The sequence below is a fragment of the Paenibacillus sp. FSL H8-0175 genome (assembly GCF_045040615.1).
Classification (GTDB): domain Bacteria; phylum Bacillota; class Bacilli; order Paenibacillales; family Paenibacillaceae; genus Paenibacillus_AQ; species Paenibacillus_AQ odorifer.
The window spans coordinates 1,287,530-1,304,999 of record NZ_CP150299.1; the positions used below are offsets into that span (position 1 = coordinate 1,287,530).

Annotated in this window: 18 protein-coding genes; 10 read left to right on the forward strand and 8 right to left on the reverse strand. The window is 43.9% G+C overall.

Going from position 1 to position 17,470, the window contains the following annotated elements; genetic code table 11:
- Position 1 precedes the first annotated feature (1 nt).
- The 6 genes from abc-f (at position 2) to MHH46_RS05560 (ending at position 4,814) form a co-directional block, all read left to right on the forward strand.
- The gene (abc-f, locus tag MHH46_RS05535; RefSeq protein WP_076194830.1) at positions 2 to 1,852 is read left to right on the forward strand and encodes a ribosomal protection-like ABC-F family protein; all 1,851 of its coding nucleotides are present in this window, start codon (positions 2 to 4) and stop codon (positions 1,850 to 1,852) included.
- A 147-nt stretch (positions 1,853 to 1,999) separates the two neighbouring features.
- Complete coding sequence (locus MHH46_RS05540; RefSeq protein WP_081386495.1) at positions 2,000 to 2,299, forward strand: hypothetical protein; 300 nt, start codon at positions 2,000 to 2,002, stop codon at positions 2,297 to 2,299.
- Between the two features lie 4 nt (positions 2,300 to 2,303).
- The gene (locus MHH46_RS05545; protein WP_076129554.1) at positions 2,304 to 2,831 is read left to right on the forward strand and encodes a hypothetical protein; all 528 of its coding nucleotides are present in this window, start codon (positions 2,304 to 2,306) and stop codon (positions 2,829 to 2,831) included.
- 35 nt (positions 2,832 to 2,866) lie between these two features.
- Positions 2,867 to 3,406: an RDD family protein gene (locus tag MHH46_RS05550; protein ID WP_076194832.1), complete on the forward strand. Its 540-nt coding sequence runs from the start codon at positions 2,867 to 2,869 to the stop codon at positions 3,404 to 3,406.
- Positions 3,407 to 3,523: 117 nt separating this feature from the next.
- Entirely contained in the window at positions 3,524 to 3,958 is a 435-nt protein-coding gene (locus MHH46_RS05555) for a MarR family winged helix-turn-helix transcriptional regulator (protein WP_076129552.1), read from the forward strand.
- 46 nt (positions 3,959 to 4,004) lie between these two features.
- Positions 4,005 to 4,814, forward strand: coding sequence for an SDR family NAD(P)-dependent oxidoreductase (locus MHH46_RS05560; protein ID WP_076129551.1), 810 nt, complete (start codon positions 4,005 to 4,007; stop codon positions 4,812 to 4,814).
- Between the two features lie 77 nt (positions 4,815 to 4,891).
- Here the strand turns inward: MHH46_RS05560 and MHH46_RS05565 are convergent, their stop codons facing one another.
- The 3 genes from MHH46_RS05565 to MHH46_RS05575 are packed head-to-tail and all read right to left on the reverse strand — an operon-like array spanning position 4,892 to position 8,131.
- A complete protein-coding gene (locus tag MHH46_RS05565; RefSeq protein ID WP_076194835.1) occupies positions 4,892 to 7,183 on the reverse strand; it encodes a carboxypeptidase-like regulatory domain-containing protein in 2,292 nt (763 codons plus the stop codon).
- The gene (locus MHH46_RS05570) at positions 7,173 to 7,511 is read right to left on the reverse strand and encodes a hypothetical protein (RefSeq protein WP_076194838.1); all 339 of its coding nucleotides are present in this window, start codon (positions 7,509 to 7,511) and stop codon (positions 7,173 to 7,175) included. Before MHH46_RS05570 ends, MHH46_RS05565 begins: the two co-directional genes overlap by 11 nt.
- Positions 7,508 to 8,131 carry an RNA polymerase sigma factor gene (locus MHH46_RS05575; protein ID WP_405132576.1) on the reverse strand — a complete coding sequence of 208 codons (624 nt, stop codon included), beginning with the start codon at positions 8,129 to 8,131 and terminating at the stop codon, positions 7,508 to 7,510. Before MHH46_RS05575 ends, MHH46_RS05570 begins: the two co-directional genes overlap by 4 nt.
- 447 nt (positions 8,132 to 8,578) lie before the next feature.
- Here MHH46_RS05575 and MHH46_RS05580 point away from each other — a divergent pair, with 447 nt between their 5' ends.
- The 4 genes from MHH46_RS05580 to MHH46_RS05595 all read left to right on the forward strand — a co-directional run bounded on the left by MHH46_RS05580 (position 8,579) and on the right by MHH46_RS05595 (position 13,050).
- On the forward strand, positions 8,579 to 9,262 hold the full coding sequence (locus MHH46_RS05580; protein WP_076194841.1) for a YjgB family protein: 684 nt from the start codon (positions 8,579 to 8,581) through the stop codon (positions 9,260 to 9,262).
- A gap of 148 nt (positions 9,263 to 9,410) precedes the next feature.
- Positions 9,411 to 10,562, forward strand: a complete 1,152-nt coding sequence (locus MHH46_RS05585; RefSeq protein WP_081387657.1) for a winged helix-turn-helix domain-containing protein — start codon at positions 9,411 to 9,413, stop codon at positions 10,560 to 10,562.
- 85 nt (positions 10,563 to 10,647) lie between these two features.
- A complete protein-coding gene (locus tag MHH46_RS05590) occupies positions 10,648 to 11,949 on the forward strand; it encodes an MFS transporter (protein ID WP_076194846.1) in 1,302 nt (433 codons plus the stop codon).
- 534 nt (positions 11,950 to 12,483) lie between these two features.
- Positions 12,484 to 13,050: a histidine phosphatase family protein gene (locus MHH46_RS05595; protein WP_076194864.1), complete on the forward strand. Its 567-nt coding sequence runs from the start codon at positions 12,484 to 12,486 to the stop codon at positions 13,048 to 13,050.
- A gap of 793 nt (positions 13,051 to 13,843) precedes the next feature.
- Here the strand turns inward: MHH46_RS05595 and MHH46_RS05600 are convergent.
- The 5 genes from MHH46_RS05600 to MHH46_RS05620 all read right to left on the reverse strand — a co-directional run bounded on the left by MHH46_RS05600 (position 13,844) and on the right by MHH46_RS05620 (position 17,422).
- Positions 13,844 to 14,626: a TatD family hydrolase gene (locus tag MHH46_RS05600; protein ID WP_076194848.1), complete on the reverse strand. Its 783-nt coding sequence runs from the start codon at positions 14,624 to 14,626 to the stop codon at positions 13,844 to 13,846.
- Complete coding sequence (locus MHH46_RS05605; protein WP_076194850.1) at positions 14,623 to 15,756, reverse strand: copper amine oxidase N-terminal domain-containing protein; 1,134 nt, start codon at positions 15,754 to 15,756, stop codon at positions 14,623 to 14,625. Before MHH46_RS05605 ends, MHH46_RS05600 begins: the two co-directional genes overlap by 4 nt.
- 103 nt (positions 15,757 to 15,859) lie before the next feature.
- Positions 15,860 to 16,171 carry a hypothetical protein gene (locus MHH46_RS05610; RefSeq protein WP_076129542.1) on the reverse strand — a complete coding sequence of 104 codons (312 nt, stop codon included), beginning with the start codon at positions 16,169 to 16,171 and terminating at the stop codon, positions 15,860 to 15,862.
- A gap of 12 nt (positions 16,172 to 16,183) precedes the next feature.
- Positions 16,184 to 16,831 (reverse strand): hypothetical protein, encoded by a 648-nt coding sequence (locus MHH46_RS05615; RefSeq protein WP_076186733.1) that lies wholly within the window; start codon positions 16,829 to 16,831, stop codon positions 16,184 to 16,186.
- A gap of 171 nt (positions 16,832 to 17,002) precedes the next feature.
- Positions 17,003 to 17,422 (reverse strand): MarR family winged helix-turn-helix transcriptional regulator, encoded by a 420-nt coding sequence (locus tag MHH46_RS05620; RefSeq protein ID WP_076194852.1) that lies wholly within the window; start codon positions 17,420 to 17,422, stop codon positions 17,003 to 17,005.
- Positions 17,423 to 17,470: the final 48 nt, after the last annotated feature.

Consider the following 17,470-nt stretch of genomic DNA (forward strand, 5'->3'; position numbering starts at 1 on the left):
GATGACTGTAATTAAAGTGAAGAATTTACGTAAGGAATGGAATGGGATCCCTTTATTTAAGGAGGTATCCTTTGAGATAGCAGAGGGAGAGCGCGTGCTTTTATTCGGACGAAACGGGATTGGCAAAACCACACTGCTTAAGGGGCTGATCGGTCGGCTTACTTTTGAAGAGGGAAGTATCTATCATGGTTTGCCATCTGAAGAATGGGGTGTGCTCGATCAACAGCTTGAGGTACCGGGGGAAGTAACCGCATTGGACTACGTTCTTTCAGGGTCAGCACAGCTGCCTGAATTAAAACGCCAGCTGGAAGCCCTCAGTCAGAGACTGCAGGAGCAGAATGCTGATAACGAAACTGAATTGGCTGAATATACAGAGGTGTACGATCGTTACTTGCAGCTCGATGGATATGGCTGGGAGGTCAAAGCGGAAAAAAGTCTAAAGCAGCTCAAGCTTGAACATGCAGTCTGGGATTTGCCATACGCCTCACTTAGTGGAGGGCAAAAGACACGGGTGCAATTGGCAGCTTTATTAGCCCGGCAGCCCAAGCTATTGATTCTGGATGAACCGACCAATCACATAGATGGAGAAACGATGGAGTGGTTGGAGCATTGGGTGTGCACCTACCCTGGAACCGTGTTTTATGTATCACATGATCGTACATTTATTGATCGAACTGCGACGTCTGTGCTGGAGCTTAGTCCGGAGGGATGCCGGCGTTATTCGGGTGGATATACACAATACCGGGAGCAGAAGACTATAGAGCTGAGAACATTGGAGGGACAGTATAAAAAGCAGGAGCAAGAAAAGGAGAAGCTGCTGGAGAGCATTAGGCGGTATGCAGAATGGTTCCAGCAAGCGCATCGTGCTGCCGGACAAAATGATTTTCTGCGTTCGAAATCCAAGAAAAATGTGTCTCGTTTCCATGCCAAGGAAGCTGCACTGGAACGGTTAAATAAGAACCGTGTAGAATTGCCCCGTGAGACTGGCAAGCTGAAGATGAAGCTGGAAAGCGAAGAGTTTCTGGCAGATTCTTTACTGACACTCCGTGAGATAGAGTTTGCCTATGAGGGGAGTGCGCCTTTTCTTAGGGATTTCAGTTTGTCGCTAAACCGGGGAGACCGACTGTCTATTCTGGGTCCTAATGGTGTTGGAAAGTCTACGCTGCTGAAATTGATTGCAGGGAGCAATAAGCCTACAAAAGGTGAAGTGCGGCTGCATCCACGGACGACAATCGGTTATTTTGCACAAGAGCTAGATAACTTAGAAATGAACTCTACGATTCTGGATAGCTTGCTTGAACTGCCGGGAATGACCCACACGGAGGCGCGGACGATTCTGGGTTGCTTTTTATTTACGCGGGACGATGTATTTAAACGGATTGGGGATTTGAGTCTGGGGGAGAAATGCCGTGTGGCTTTCCTCAAGTTGTATTTTGGAAAAGCAAATCTATTGGTCTTAGATGAACCCACTAATTATCTGGACATTGATACTAGGGAACGAGTAGAAGAGGCACTTATGGTGTATCCCGGCGGGTTAGTAATGGTCTCGCATGACCGTTATCTTCACTCTAAAGTGGCTAATCGCTTGGTGATATTAGAGCCGTCTCAGGCACCAAAGTTTTTTCAAGGAACGTATGCTGAATACTTCGAAAAAGACAGAACCCGTCTGCTTACTGGTATAGAACAGGCTCGGGAGGATGACCTTGCCCTCCTGCAGCTGCGTCTGAATCAGCTGATTCAGAGTAGCAGTGTGGATTCTGAGGCGGAGAATGCAGCGCTAGTGGCGGAAATCGTTAATTTGCAGCGACAAATACAGGAACTAAGGGGCGAGGGGAAACCCTTATCCTCCTAAGCTGATAAAAAACACAACCTTGCTCAGGATAAATTTATCTTGGGCAGGTTGTGTTTTTAGGTAGGAGTCGTAAGGTGTAAGGTGTATAATTTGGAGGAATGTGGATTTTTTTAGCGATAAAGAAACCTTGAGAGGATGGTTGCAGAGTTGCTGAAATTGGGCTCTTTTATATTGGAATTACTTCGCTTGTGTATATTGCTTGTGCTGACTTTGTTAGTTTTGGGTTGGGCAGAAAGATTGATCTATCAATTGATATTTGGTCAGCCCGTGTATAACTGGAGTATGGGACTCGGGAATTTATTTGTATTTTTTATGCTGTACCGGAATCATTTTCAGTTTAAGGGCTGGTATAAATCAGAGAAAAATAAAAAGCTAACGCTCCTCACCACAAGAATAATCACCGTAATTTCTATAGGACTAATAATCCTGCCGATAGGGCTAGGCTGAGCTTATGAAGATTAGAATCATTGGAGCTTGCGGCAGCGGCAAATCCTATATCGCCCGGGAGTTATCTAGAAAATACGGTGTAGAGTATTACGAGACTGACAACTTGGTATGGGACAGAAGTGCCGAGAATTTGCGCTTTTCAGTTGAAGCAAGGGATGCTCAGTTGGAGGAAATCCTTGATAAACCCTCATGGATTCTGGAAGGCGCACATTACAAATGGGGACAAGAGAGTTTTAAAGCTGCTGACTTAATCGTTATTTTGAATCCTAATAAAGTGATCAGGGATTTGAGAGTGTTTACAAGGTTTATAAAAACAAGACTGGGTTTAGAGCAAGCAAATTACAAGCAGTCATTTAAGAATCTCTATGTGATGATTTTTGAATGGAACCGTGGATATGATCATGAGGCCGCACATAGGATTATAGAGTTAACGGATACTCTGTCTGATAAACGGGTAATTGTGAAAAATAACAAAGAGCTGGAGTCCATTATCCAAGAGCATCTGAGGAAGGGATTGTTAAATAGGGATTGAGCGACAAAGTAAATGATAGAGAGAGGAGTGCTTGCATGGATAACATTCTACCCGAGCATTTGGATCAGGAGAATTTTATAGGCTTTTGGAAAAGAGTGCTGGCTTCCATTCTTGATTTCTTGGTCATTGGAATACCTGGGGTTATCGTATACTTGATACTTAATTCATTAGCTGTTTCATTACACTCGGAGATACCTATTATCCTGGAGTACATTTTGTTTATCGCATTTGATATCTTTATGATCGTTAGATTTGGCGGAACTCCAGGGAAGCTGATTTTAAAAATAAAAATTGTCAATGAGCAAGGGAATTACCCTACAGTGAAGGAAGCTCTGATTCGAAATGTTTTCCGAATGATTAGTATGATTCTTTCAATGGTAATTGCGGTCAGCAGCTATGACTTTACCGTTATTTCCGCCAAATTATCCTTATGGTCGGATTTGGCTTTTGACCTCACTCAAGTCCTGGGTCCAATCATGCTGGTGGATTACTTGTTGGTTGGATTACATCGCCGTAAACGTGCGATTCACGATTTGCTGGCTGGCACTTATGTTGTTGAGAAATCCGCAATTTGAAGAATGCTTTTCACCAAGCATTCTTTTTTTTAATATTAGATATTTTACTATTAAATATTTTAGTGTTAAAATACTTCTATAAGCAGCCGATCATCATGAATGCCAAAGGAGAACCTCTTGGAAAATCCAGATATTTTTAAGCTAATACATGCAGTTGAATTATTTACGAATGAAGTTATTGTCCGATGGATGAACGCATTTGATCACAATATTGGGATATCTCCAGTTCTAGTCTTGGGCGAATTGAATAAAAAAGGCCCCTTGAAGCAGACTATTTTGGCTAAGAGACTAGGATATACGCCGGGAGCAATGACTAACATTGCTAATCGACTAATTAAGCAGGAGATGGCCGAGCGAAAATATAACGAAGATGATCGACGGAATGTACTTCTATCTATCACGGACAAAGGAAAAGACGTTTTGAAGGAAGCACAGCTTAAGGGACAGGAGCTAAGAGCTGAAATGTTCCAAAAGCTCAATGAGGAGGAACTGCAGCAATTCTTGAAAATCTATGAGAAGTTGTTAACGAGCTTTGATAGCTCTGAAACATAAACCAAGTCATCTTAGAAGCACAATAACATTATAAAGGGGTATGAACATGGGAAGAGTTCAAGGTAAAGTTGCATTAGTAACTGGAGGCGCTTCAGGTATTGGCTTATCAGCTGCCACTCTATTAGCTAGAGAAGGAGCAAAGGTTGTTATTGCTGATTTTAATGTGGAAGCAGCCAAAGAAGCAGCATCTAAGATTAAAAATGAAGGCGGAGAAGCTGAAGGTCTTTTCTTAGATGCCTCCCAAGCGGATTCGATCAAGGAAGCTGTTGACTTCACAGTTGCTCAGTATGGCACCATCACAATATTGTTTAATAATGTAGGTCTAACTAATCTGCAAAAAGACCTTGATGTGGTCAATATAGATTTGGAAGAGTGGGATCGCCTGATGAACGTAAATACCAAAAGTGTTCTGTTAGGCAGCCGGTTTGCTATTCCTCATATGATTAAAGCGGGCGGAGGCTCGATCATTAACACAGCTTCGATGTCAGCATTCGCAGGGGATTCATTGCGTACTGCTTATGGCTCCTCTAAGGCAGCTGTTGTGAACCTTACTCGTTACATCGCTACACAATATGGTAAAGACAAAATCCGTTGTAACGGGGTGGCACCAGGGCTGATCCTAACACCTGCCGCTGCAAGAAATATGCCGCCAGCGGTATTGGATATTTTCCAAAAATTCAACGCGCTTCCTTATCACGGTGAAGCTGATGATATCGGCAATACGGTTTTGTTCCTGGCATCGGATGAATCCAAATTCATCACAGGCCAAACGATTGAAGTAGAGGGTGGCCACTATATGTCTAACCCAAGTATCACGGATTTCCAGAATTACATGATGGAAGCTAAATCTAAATAAAAGATTATGTGTAATTAAAAATCCGGTCCATGCTCGAATTTGTCGAGCGGGACCGGATTTTTGTTTATTTTAATGAATTAGCTTACCTCTAAAACTGCCTGCATAAAGGTCTTCAAAGCGGAGGGTTTGGCATTTGCGATCCATTGCTTTAACTCATCAGTTTGACCATTCACATACCATCCAAGCTTCTCTTTTAACTCTTGGTCAAAGACTTTAGGTTGATTTTTTCGTTCCGCTAACAGTTGTTTAATCATTTGTGGCCAGCGATACCCACTATGACCAAAGCTGAGTTCAGGATAACGCTCAGCAAGTGTCATTACCGAAGAGAGTGATTCACCAGCGTATAATTCTGCCGCCAAAAAGCTGCCAATAAAACGATGGCTATCATCATACTTTAGGGCGATCGCGAATTGTTTACGAGCTTCTTCAAGCTTCCCTTGTTGCATGAGGGCTGTGGCGTTAATAGAAAGTACATAACCGTTAGTATTGGGTCCGTTTAGTTCGTTGTAGTAGGAATAATATTCGTTATACGACTTCCAGTCCGCATGGTCAAAATAGTACTGCGATAATGTGAAGGCGTAATTAGTAGAAGGCTGTAGTTGTATTAGCTTTTCGAGTAAGGGAATCGCCTTATCTTCTAATGTTGTATCCTTTGTGAGAGATGATTTTGCCAGCATCAACTTTACTAGCATGTGCAGGGCATGAACATCCTGTGGGTCATCGGCAATATTTTTTTGGTACATTTCTAGTGCCTGATCCGTTTTTTTATCCAGTAGTAGTTGGTCAGCCGTAGTAAGCTCTCTTTCCTTGAGATAAAAGAACGGCAGATTGCCGACGGTGTCTTCGTTCAATCTGTAGCCATTACTGCGGGTAATCAGGCGTCCATCTGCATCTAAGGCTTCAATATTCCAAGAAAAGCGCACTTCGGGATTCATAAATCCGAGAAGGGAGAGGGGATCAATAGATTCCCAGCCATCTCCACTGCTGCCATAGGAAAAACCGCCGCCATCGTAAAGTTCTTCTACAGGAATGGAGATATGGTTATCTACAATACGATCCCGAATTTGTACGCCCAACACGGCCCCCTCCCCGCCACCGCTTAAACGATAGTAAGCTGCTCCTTCAACAGCTTTCCAGCGGAAATCTATGGTCTTGCCTGTTAGGGTTTCCTGATTAATGGGAGACTGCAGCTCAAGCAGAGGTTGTAGAACTATGCTCTCATTCAACCTGTCATCTGGTTTAACTTCAATCCAATCGTCATATTGTACAGGCCAAGTCCAGCCGTCGATCTGATCATAGCCAAGTCCAAGCTGTAACTGATAAAAGCCCGGAATCACACCGTGAAATTCGAAACGTCCTTCAGTATCTGTGACGATTCGGTAGGGTTCAGCAGAAGTGATGCTATGGTTAACTTCGCTTTCAGCGCGGAGAAAAATACCAGCCCGCGGAACTGGGGTGCCATCGCTTCTTGTAAGGGTACCGGAGACGACAGCAGTTGAAGTATTTCCCATATCTATAGCAGACTGAATTGCGGTTCGAAGCGATTCCAGCTGTCTTTCAGTATCCGAAGTCCCAGCTTCTGGTGCTGCTGCTGATCCTGTATTGTCTCTGGAGCCTTCGTTCGAACTGCTGGTGGCAGCGTTCATTTGTTTATGAATATCCTGCCAGAATTTTTTGTAGCTCTCCAAGCCATCGTTTACTACGGCAAGTGCTTCCTGCGCTTCGCCTTTTGTAAAGAGTAAACGCCCGGTAAGCCATGCCTTTTGTGCGTTTAGCTCTTCCTGAGACTCGGATGGAAAGGGGGTTTGTTCAAGAATTGTTTCAGCGGTTGTTATATCGCCACTATTTAGGGCTCGCTCCGCTCGAAGGAGCTCCAGCTGTTTAGCTACAGAGGAGCTGCTGTTTAACTGTTTCGCTGCGGTGATTAGCGCTTGATCTCCATCTTCCTTTCGGCCAAGAGCATCATATTCATAAGCTAACTGCTTAGCCGCAAATATACGTGTATTATCCGAAGGCCCCTCAAGGATATATTCCTCAAGTAAAGGTACTATGTCCTCCGGTAACAGACCGGAACGCTGGGTTTCATCATTACTCCACTGGCTCATCGAAGGGCTAACATTAACGTCATATCTGTAGGGATCATAGCTGTGATCCTTATCAAGGATGTTTGTACGGATTAGCTCGATACGTTTACTCCCGGTTGTGGAAGCCAGCTTTTGCAGAAGATCAGTCCTAGCTATGTTAGATTGAATAGCTGTGCTCTGATCTATCTGCGACTGTGAAGGTAAGAAGTTAAACAGAAGAATAAGCAGGGAGGCAGGGAGTAACACGAATAACACCAGATGTTTGATTTTTATCTTAATTCTCATGTTTTTTCACCGCCTGCTCGTAGATATCCTTCCAATACGTATTTCCTCCAGCTTCGATTAGTTCTCGGTTCGCACGCTGCGGGGTGTTTTGTTGTGGCTGTTGTTTAATCTCTGGCTGATGCAGGGTCAGCGAAACGATTAGAATAATGGCACCGATCGCACCTATAGGTTTGACAGGGATCTCAATTTCCTTATTCCACAGCGCCAATAAACGGGCTCCAAAGGTTGGAGGGTGAGTCTGCTTAATGACCCGGTCGTGTCCAGTGAACTGGAGGTTCTTTAATTCTTCATCCAGCTGCTTTTTGACCACATTGCGTTCTGTATTCATAAGAAATGTCCCTCCTTCACCAAAATCTTTTTTAAGAGCGTCCGGCCTCTGGCGAGTCTGGATTTGATCGTATTTTCAGATGTATTTAATTGCTCGGAAATTTCCCGGATGCTCATCTCATGAAAGTAATATAAAGTCAGACATTCCCGGTATAGATAATCGAGATTTTTCAGGGACTCGGTGAGCCTGACATTATGCCATTCCACCATAAAAAGCTCTTCTGCTCCGGCTGTGAAGTCAGCATCCCCGTTGGTTTGCAGCTCTGACCCTCCCGCCGGGAAAATATTACGCCAGCTCCAAGTCCGTTGCCTCATGCGGCAGCGATTGACCACTATCCGTATCAGCCATGCCTTCAGCCGATCCGGCTCCTGTAACTGACTCATTTTGGTATAAGCTTGAATAAAAGTATCTTGTACCGCTTCTTCGGCACTTTGTCTATCTTTAAGCAGTAAAGAAGCGGTTCGCAGCAGCATATCTCCATATTCGTCCATTAACAGGCGGAGAGCTGACTCATCTTTTGCCACAATTCTCTCTATAATATTCAGATGCAGCTCCCCTCCCTTTACTAATAAGATGCGGCTTGGAGGATTAAGGTTGCGTTTGAATGGAAAATTCTTCAACAAATGTCGCGATTACAGTTCGTGTACTCAGAAGGACGCAGGAACGCCGGATATGGGTTTACTGTTGGAATCTATTGCACAGAATGCAATGGATTGCTTTTTAAGCAGGATGATCTCCTTTCTATTGTACGTTCTGCAATGAAACCCTTCGGGGCTGGGAATGACGTCTAAGGTTATATGGTTCATGCGTTTATGAGTTCACGAGTTTATAGTTAGATGGAGTTATGTGGAGATTTTAAAAGAGAAACTTACTTGAGTTAGGTGTCGGAAAAAAGGGTTTTATGTAGAAAAATAGAGTGTGTATGAATTTATATTTGTAGATATGGGTAAAAGAGGGTTAGCCAGAAGAATTGCCGCTATCCTGCAACTATTTGATTTTCACCTCGTCTGTATGTTCAGTTTCATTTTTTGCAAGTCGACTTTAAGGTAATCCACTAAGGAGATGACATCATGTCAGTACAGATAAAATTAATAGCAGGCTCTATCCTGCTCACAGGAATGATTGGGCTTGCTGGATGCAGTTCGAACAATGAGGCGGGGAATTCAGAATCCCAGGCAACGGCGCCAACAGAAACGGCTGTAACAGCAACCTCTGAGCCTGAAGTTAGTCCATCAAGCACCCCAGCAGAAACTGCACCGGCAGCGACTTCCTCCCCTACGGAGACTGATAAAGATTCAACCAGCTCAAATTCACAAAATAGCGACAAACAGCTTAAAGAGTTACTCGAGCTTGCCAAAAAAGGGAAGGTGCCTGGTGTAAAATATGCCGCTCATACCGGACTCATTGATGAGGTCGAAGCGGATTGGGGCAAACCTGATCAACAGGAGTCAGCGGGAAAAGGTATTTATGCAACCTACACTGACAAACATGTCGTGTTTGGATTTAATAAAGGAAGTTTAATCTTCGATGTTCGTTCAAGTGATTCCGCGCTGCAAAAGCTGACGCTGAAGCAAATTGAGGCAACACTCGGCAAGCCTGACGATACCAAAGTGAACGGAGAGGATAAGATTTACACCTATCAAGCCAATGACCAATACCAGCTGAAATTTATTATTCCAAGCTCGACCGGTACAGTAGATCATATATCCGTATTTAGTGAACAGGATTCTTTTAACAATATGGCTGGGTAAGTGGTATGGGTTAGAAGAGGAGAGAGCAATCGTGCAGAGGAATCTGTGGGTTGCTCTTTTTGTATATTCTTTTTTGAGGTGGAGTAGGCCTTGGACGGACTGTTATAATGTAACCAATGAGCGGGTTCGGGGAAAGTGAGGTTCTATCATGCAGCTGGAATTAAATGAAAGTGAATATAAAGTGACCGCAGAAGGGATAACGATAGAATTATTCCCAAAAGAATTTACGCTTTTTCAGTTCTTGTACAAAAATAGAGGGCGTACATTCAGTCGAGAACAACTGTTAGATAAAGTATGGCCGCTTGAATATCCGGTAGAGCGAACGGTAGATGATCATATTTATCGGCTTCGTAAAAAGCTAGGCAAGCTTCAAGACTTAGATATTAAGACTGTTCGGGGATTTGGTTATAGTCTGACTATGCAGGAGCCCTCAGCTGCTATGGCCAATCCGACTACATATGACTTAGAGATGCAAAAGACGATGCGGGAAGTATTCAAGAAATATCACCTATATGGCCAAGGTCGCTCGATGTTAATCCTCGCGCGCCAACAGGATGTTTTGGGGTATGCGATGGATCCGTTTTATTCGATCTATATTCATTTTGTACAGGGAGATTTGGATTGGCTGCTGAACACAACTGAGGTGGGGATAGAGGAACGGTTTTATTCCTTATTAATCTGTTATGTTCTATTGGGTGATCCTAAGAAAAAATTAGAGTTCTGCGAGTTAGTCCTTGAGAAAAAAATTCTTTTGCCGCCTCAGCATCGCGAAGTGGAGATTCTAAATATTCTGGATTTGTACACGCTGGCAGGGCAACCGGAAAAAGCACTGGAACGACTAAAGCTAACATATGAAGTGATTAAAGAGCCGGGGTATGAGAGTTTCATTCCTATAACGGCGACCTCAGAAATGCTTACACACTTGTGGATGGGAACAGAAGATCACGTAATAGAACGGATGGCAACAGACATTGAAGCACTTTTGCTGGAGAAACCTTATTTGCGTGAGATCGGTAGTTATAAAGTTACAAGGGGCTTGTGGTTTCTACGGCGTAAGTCTTGGCGTGAAGCCGAGCAACTGTTGGATGAGGCACTTCAGGTGCTTGAGATGTCAGGGTTCGTGCCGATGCGGATATATGCATTGTATCGAATAGTTCATTTTTGTAACGAGTTTCCACCCAAGCCAGCTTTGTATCGCAAATATGTGAATTTATTTGAACGAGAGAAGGAAGAGCGGGGGTTCCATCGGTTAGAACAATCCTTGGATGCCGTGCTTACGAACCTTGTGACTGCCCCCTGACTGCCCCCTGATAATTCTCTGACAATTCTCCATTACATTAAGGTCATGCTAATAAGTTCTTAATTGTAATTTGGAGGAATGTTTAATGAATGCTTCAACACAAGCAGGCACGAGCCTGCTTAAGAACAAGGTGTATATGCGTGTGTACAGCGCATATGCGACGGCTACCTTTGGGGATTGGTTCGATGCCTTAGCGATTCAGGTACTCGTAGGGTACCGCTGGCAGGCCAGCCCGCTAATGCTGGCTTTGATTCCGGTCTCCATAGCTTTGCCGGGGATTTTGCTGGGCTCGTTCGCAGGGGTAGTGGCTGACCGACTGAACAAGCTGAAGCTGATGCGAATGTGTGATCTGCTTACGGCACTGTTAACCGTATTCGTATTATTTGCACCCAGTATGGTGTGGTTGCTCCCATTACTGATGTTGCGTGCTGCCATTTCTACGTTAAACGTGCCTGCTCAGCAGTCGATGACCCGTAGTATGGTTAGAGAAGATCAGCTGCTCCAAGCCACCTCGCTTAATGGGCTTGTGAATCAAGGCTCGAAAATCGCGGGACCTTTACTGGGCGGCTTCGCGTTGTCTGTTCTTACGCCACAGTGGTGTATATTAATCAATGCTTGTCTCAGAGGCTGTTCCTATTTGCTCCTACTTACAGTTAAGAAAAGTGATGTAGAACAAGTTCGCACAGAAGGTAAGGGGGATCAAGAGGAGCGTGTTGCTCTACGCACGATGTGGAAGGAAGGCTGGAACTTTATGCTGCATAGTAGGTTGCTGTTAAATACCATGCTGTTTGGCATAGTCTGTTCAATGGCTATTCAGATGATTGATTTTCAATTCACCAGTCTATTCAGGGTACTTGCACCCTCTAATGAATCTTTACTGGGCTGGCTCGTGGCGGCATCCGGAGGTGGTGCTGTATTCATCATTATGGTCATGAACAAAATGAATCGCGGAACAGGTTATGGCTGGAAGCTTGGAACGGGTTATGTGCTGATGGGTTTATCGGTCGGGGGACTTGGACTGCTTCAGCCAGGAGCTTCCAGTATTTCTGTATTGCTATTAGGGTTCTTACTAGGTATTGGGAACGGAATTTTTATTATCACGTTCAATTATTGTCTGCAAAAAGAAACCCCCCCGCACATGACAGGGCGTGTATTCGGTATTCAGAGTACCATTCTTAGCGGAGTTATGATTGGCGCTCCACTCCTTGGCGGAATGATGGTTCAGGCCGCTGGGCCTAGCCGTATCTTTTTGAATTTTGGCATCGTAATCGCTCTGATTGGTGTGCTGGGCATCGCATTCGGGCGCGTGCTGTGGCCCGCGCAGAAAGAGAAGAGCGATAGCTCTGCGGAGCAATCTAGGACGGTTGAGGTGATGGAGGGGGGCTAGGAGGTAGCACGCTAGTCTAGCTAGCTGGACTAGAAAGCTTGAGTGGGAGAGAGAAACTAGCGTGACTTTCTAGCATTTAGTTGCAGAATGTGCAGTTAAATTCCCTTTCAGCGATCGAACTGGGATTTAGTTGTACTTTGTGCAGTTATTATTTGATTTTCTCCCTTTTAGTCTAGGAAAGATGATTTTTAGTTGCACAGAGTACACTTATTTGCTCAGGAGGCCTCTTTTACCGCTTAATAGTTGTATATAGTGCAATTAAGAGTCTCCTTAGTCATAGTCGCCTTAATATGTGACTTCTCAGTGAGCGATATCTCAATAAGTGACTTCTCAATAAGTATCTCCTTAATAAGTGACCTCTCAATAAGTTATTACTTTGTGATCTAAAGCAACTGCTGCACGAAACGTTATAAGTTACAATATTACCTAGCCCGATAGGACAGTTTCTCGTCCGTAAGGGCTTTTTTAGTATGTAGAGGAGATTGGTTAGAACATTAGAATTTGTAGAGGTAAAGGAGGGAAAGGATGGAAAGGATGGCTACTTTTATTTATATGGTGAGGCACGGTGAGTCGCCCAAACTGCCCGGAGGAACTGAAAGGACTCGCGGACTAACCGCGAAAGGGGAGGCAGATGCCCGCAAGATAACGGAAAAATTACGTCTGGAAGGAATTCAAGTCTTCTATTCAAGTCCATACCTTCGGGCTATACATACGATTTCTGGATTGGCGCAGGAGTTAGGAGCAGAGATTCAAAGTGTTGAAGACCTGCGGGAGACCCATTTCTCGGACGGAAGTACGATTATGACTGATCAGGAACTGTATCCATTACTGGCAAAAATGTTTGAAGATCCGGATTTTGTCCCAGTTGGTGGGGAATCCATTCATGCGTGTCAGAAGCGTTCAGTTAGTGTACTGGCAGAAATTCTGAGTAATCACAGCGGTCAAAAGGTTGCTATTGGAACTCACGGGGCAGTCATGACGCTTATGATGAACTATTTTGATGCCAAATATGATCTGAATTTTTTACTTCAAACCACAAAGCCGGATATTTATAAAATGGAGTTCACAGGCGGAACGTTAGTGGGTGTGGAGCGGTTATGATTTTTGGGGGCTGCCTACAGGCACCTCGAGTATCATCAACCTGAGACTTACGGACTCAGATGACATTATTCGCAGATTGTTAGCCTTTGGAGCATGGTTTCGGACTCCAGCGTCATTATACCTTAAAAAGAACACCTTATTGGGTATTTTTTATACCAATAGCGACTCTGGGGTCCGTTCTCATCCCAAAAATGGGGAATTGCTGCATATAAGGTCAGCTGTGTCCGATAGCGGCTTCACACGCGTAAATATGCACGTGTAATTGCGTACAGATAAATAGATACACGTAAATACGTACAGATAAATAAGTACGCGTAAACTACGTACACGTAACTATGTACAGGTAAATAAGCACGCATAAATACGTGCAGGTATAAGTACGTGTAAATACGTTTGTGGAAATACGTGCAGGTATAAGTACGTGTAAATACGTTTGTGTAAATGCGTACAGGTATAAGTACGTGTAAATACGTTTGTGTAAATACGTGCAGGTATAAGTACGTGTAAATACGCTTGTGTAAATACGTGCATGTATAAGTACACGTAAACTACGTACACGTAAATACATACGCAAAAATATGTACGCGAAAATATTACCGAATCAAACGAAAATTGGTAAGGGGATCTGGATTAAGTAAGGTCGGCTTGTGACCAGTACTTCCACTATGAAAAATACGGATTCACAAGCTAAGTTGTGTTTATTCATAATGTTGGTCTGGCGTTAGGCTAGGCTAGCTAAGGCCCTGACTTTCCTCTACTCCTAGAATAGACCTATCAACAAGCTATAGAGCATCTACAAGCTATAAAATCGCTTAGTATTCGCAGTCAATAACTCTTCCGCTTCACCGGGAGTGTAACCATGGAGCGCTCCCCAAGCAGCGGCGACTTCCCGAATCATAGACGGATGGGTGATTTTCCCTGCAAAAGGTCCTTCGAACGGCCAAGGACCATCGGTTTCAGCCATGACTAGCTCTGGGGGATAACGGCGGGCAAGCGCCTGTATCTCCGGCTCATACAGGATATCCGGGGTGAAGGAGATATAGTAGCCGTTCTTAATCATGCGGGCAATGGCTTCTTCCGGACCTTTGAACCAGTGGAAGTGGGCATGCTGTATGTTATGTTTCTCCAGGAGATCACAAGCAATAAGCGCATCTTCATAGACAGCATGCAGCACCACAGGTTTATTGAGACAGGAAGCTAACCCAAGCAACTGATCCAGCAGCTCAATATAGGGGGCCATATCAAAGGTTTCGCCCCGTTCTAAGGCTTCAGCACGCGAATAGTAAGGTAGCCCGATTTCCCCCACAGCAATATAATCCTCACTAGATTGACTTTCGATCCATTTCAGTAGAGCAGCCAGCTCAGCATCCTGCGGCAAGGGTTGCTCTGGATGAAAGCCATAAGCTGGACGGACCACGCCGGGATTTATGGCTGCAAGTCTTTGGGTGCGTATACAAGAGTTCAAGTTCATAGAGACAGCGATAAGGGCTTTAATTCCCATGTCAGGCAGTTCACTCAGTATTTGTTCGGCAACTTCAGGTTCATATTGCTCTAAATGTATATGGGCATCAATCATAACTGTTCGCCCTCCACGTAAGAAGCTAATTCCTCATGAACCTCAAAGCGAATAGAGTCGGGTTCCATTCCATCTTTTCCCGGTTTGTAGGCAAAAGTTAGTGTGCCAATACTCTCGAGAAATCCAATATAAACATTTGTTTCCGCCTTCAGCTTGCCCTCTTCCACTATGTAGTGAGTAACAGCACCAATGCCGGCTTGTTCGCCTAGATTGCCATCCTCAGCACGATCTGGATATCGCAAAGTCACCATGGATGTAGTTGAACCTTTAACTTGAATTTGAATCAGGGCGTCCCCTTTTTCATTAGAAATTTTTGACGTAACCAATGCGGAGGCAGCTTTATCTGCAGAAGGGACAGTGACTTCTTCCCACTGGTTAGGCTTAATCACGTGAAGCTCTTGCATGGACATGCCCGTACCTGTTCCGAGCCACAGAATGACAATGACTTCTTCCTGCCCATCCTGATCGACGTCGGCATAATGAATCTCAGGAGGGTAACTTAGGAGTCTGGGTGCTTCCCAATCAAATGTATGCTTGTTACCGTTCACCTCTACAACAAATCCCTCATAGGTACCGCCATCTTTAAGGGCAGCATACAGCTTCACTTGGTCATTTTCTGTAGCAATAGCAAGAGGTTCGCTGGGTGTTCTGACGGTAGTACTAACATCCCCTGATGTTATTAATACTTCAGTTCCAGCTGCATTCAGCTGCGCAGTGGCACCAGACAGAGAGTTTAAGGAATCGGCTGGAATATATAAAATACCGTTTCGTAAAATAGCTGGTCCTTCAAGTGAGGTTTGATAACCGTCAGCTTGCATATACTCATTGTCCGGCGTCAGAACATAACTGCTGCTTCCGTCAGAGATGGTTAAGGTCTTTAAGTTATTATCCCATTTTTGTTCTGAGGTGTAGTATTCCATTAATACTTTTGCAGGTACATAGACCTTATCATCTAGGAAAAAAGGGGAGAGGGTAGGAAGAACGGCTTCACCGTCGACGATTAGTTTCAGTGGTGCTGAAGTAGCTTGTGTTTGGTTAATAGCCATTGTTGTATCCATATCTATGGTTGCCGATGCTCCGCATCCGGCCAAAAAGAGCGTGATAGCTCCGATAGCGATGATTTTATTCATAATTACCTCCAGGATAAAGTCCAGTCCCCTTAAGTATAGAATAAAACAGCGCGTTGTAGGTCACTTTCTATTAACAAAGAGAATACAAGCTTGTTACAGTTCGCTAGTTTTTAATAAAATGCAGGCATCCACGCAATAAACGACGAGTGTAATAGAAAGAAATGAACAAAAGTAAGGAGAGGCAGAGACCGATTGGAAGGCTGAGAATGTTCGGTAAATCATAATCTGGAAAGGCATTTAGTCCTATTCCTTGGATGCCAACAATACCTAGTACACCACCGATAGGTGCAATGATTGCACAGACAACACTCCCCACGGCCCAGACACTAAGGATTGGTACACAGAATAAGATGATGGCTCCTTTGGCGATGTTTTTGAGCACAGTGGCTCCTGACAAATGAGTGCTTTTTTCCATGTAAACTCTCCTTTATGGGTTTAAAAATACAGTTCGGTCAACTTGCGACTTAAGATCCACCGTCAGACTTTTGCTATAGCGGATTTCCCCAATGGTACAACCCGGTCCGACGATGATTTCTTCACCGCACACAAGGTCAGCTGTCGTCCGGTATAACGCTATGTTAGTTCCTTCAATTGTTGTGCAGGTAAGTTTTCGAAAAGGGTGCATCAGCGCATTAATCAACTTGGAAGAGGGTTTAACGATAATGTTACCGTCAGCTCTCATAACCTCGACAGTGCTTCTATTGCCTAAACGGATCTCAATCGATGAATCTGCAGTTAGTCTGTTTATCTTCACAGCACCTTCAGCATAAAAAGTCCCCGCTGCAGCATTTTCTGCTACGGACATGTATCCAGAAGAGCGGAGATTATCTGCTTGGATATTTTGAACGCGCAGACTCCCTAGATTGTTTACCTGATTGGCCTTACAATTGCCCCCAATTGTACAGTCACCAGATACTTTGAGTTTAGAAGTCGAGACGCTCCCTTTGGTACTTAAGTGGCCAAACACATCAACCGTGACCGCATTAATATTCTCTCGAACAAACTGCGAACCTCTTACCTTCAATGGTGGATCGATCATGTCAGTACGTTCATAAGTATTGTTATTATTGGACATTTACAGTACCGTCCTTCGAAATATATTTTAATGATTAAAATATATATTCATTATAATATATAGTCAATATAATAATTTGGGAGTTAAAGCTAAAAAAACACTGCCGTCAGTTTCCTGACAGACAGTGTTTATAGAAAAGAGTATAGCTGATAAGGAGCAAAATGAAGGCTGTTAGTGCATCATTTGTTCCATCAATTTATTTATTTGTTCTAAAGTTCCGGAGATTTTATTCAGATCAGGGGTAGGAAATGTTTCAAATATTGTATGGATACGCTGATCACCTTGTTCTGTAAGGACAATATTGACAACTCTGCGGTCTTCTTTAGTCCGCACCCGTTCAATAAGTCCAGCTTCCTCAAGCTTATCGCACATGGAAGAAGCAGCTCCGGGTGTAACCACGAAGCGTTCAGAGATGTCAGTAATGTTCAAGCTTCCGGTAAGCCGGAGTTGAAACAGCAGCATGATCTGATTGTGAGTCAGGGTTTCCTTTTTAGTGATCATATCAATGAAAAACTGGGATTTCTGCTGCACATTTGCCATAGATTCCATGACCTTATGGATAGCATTTTGTTTCTCTTCCTTTGTGCTCATAACATTGCCTCGCTCCAATTTACTTTAGTTACTAAAATATATAGAAGC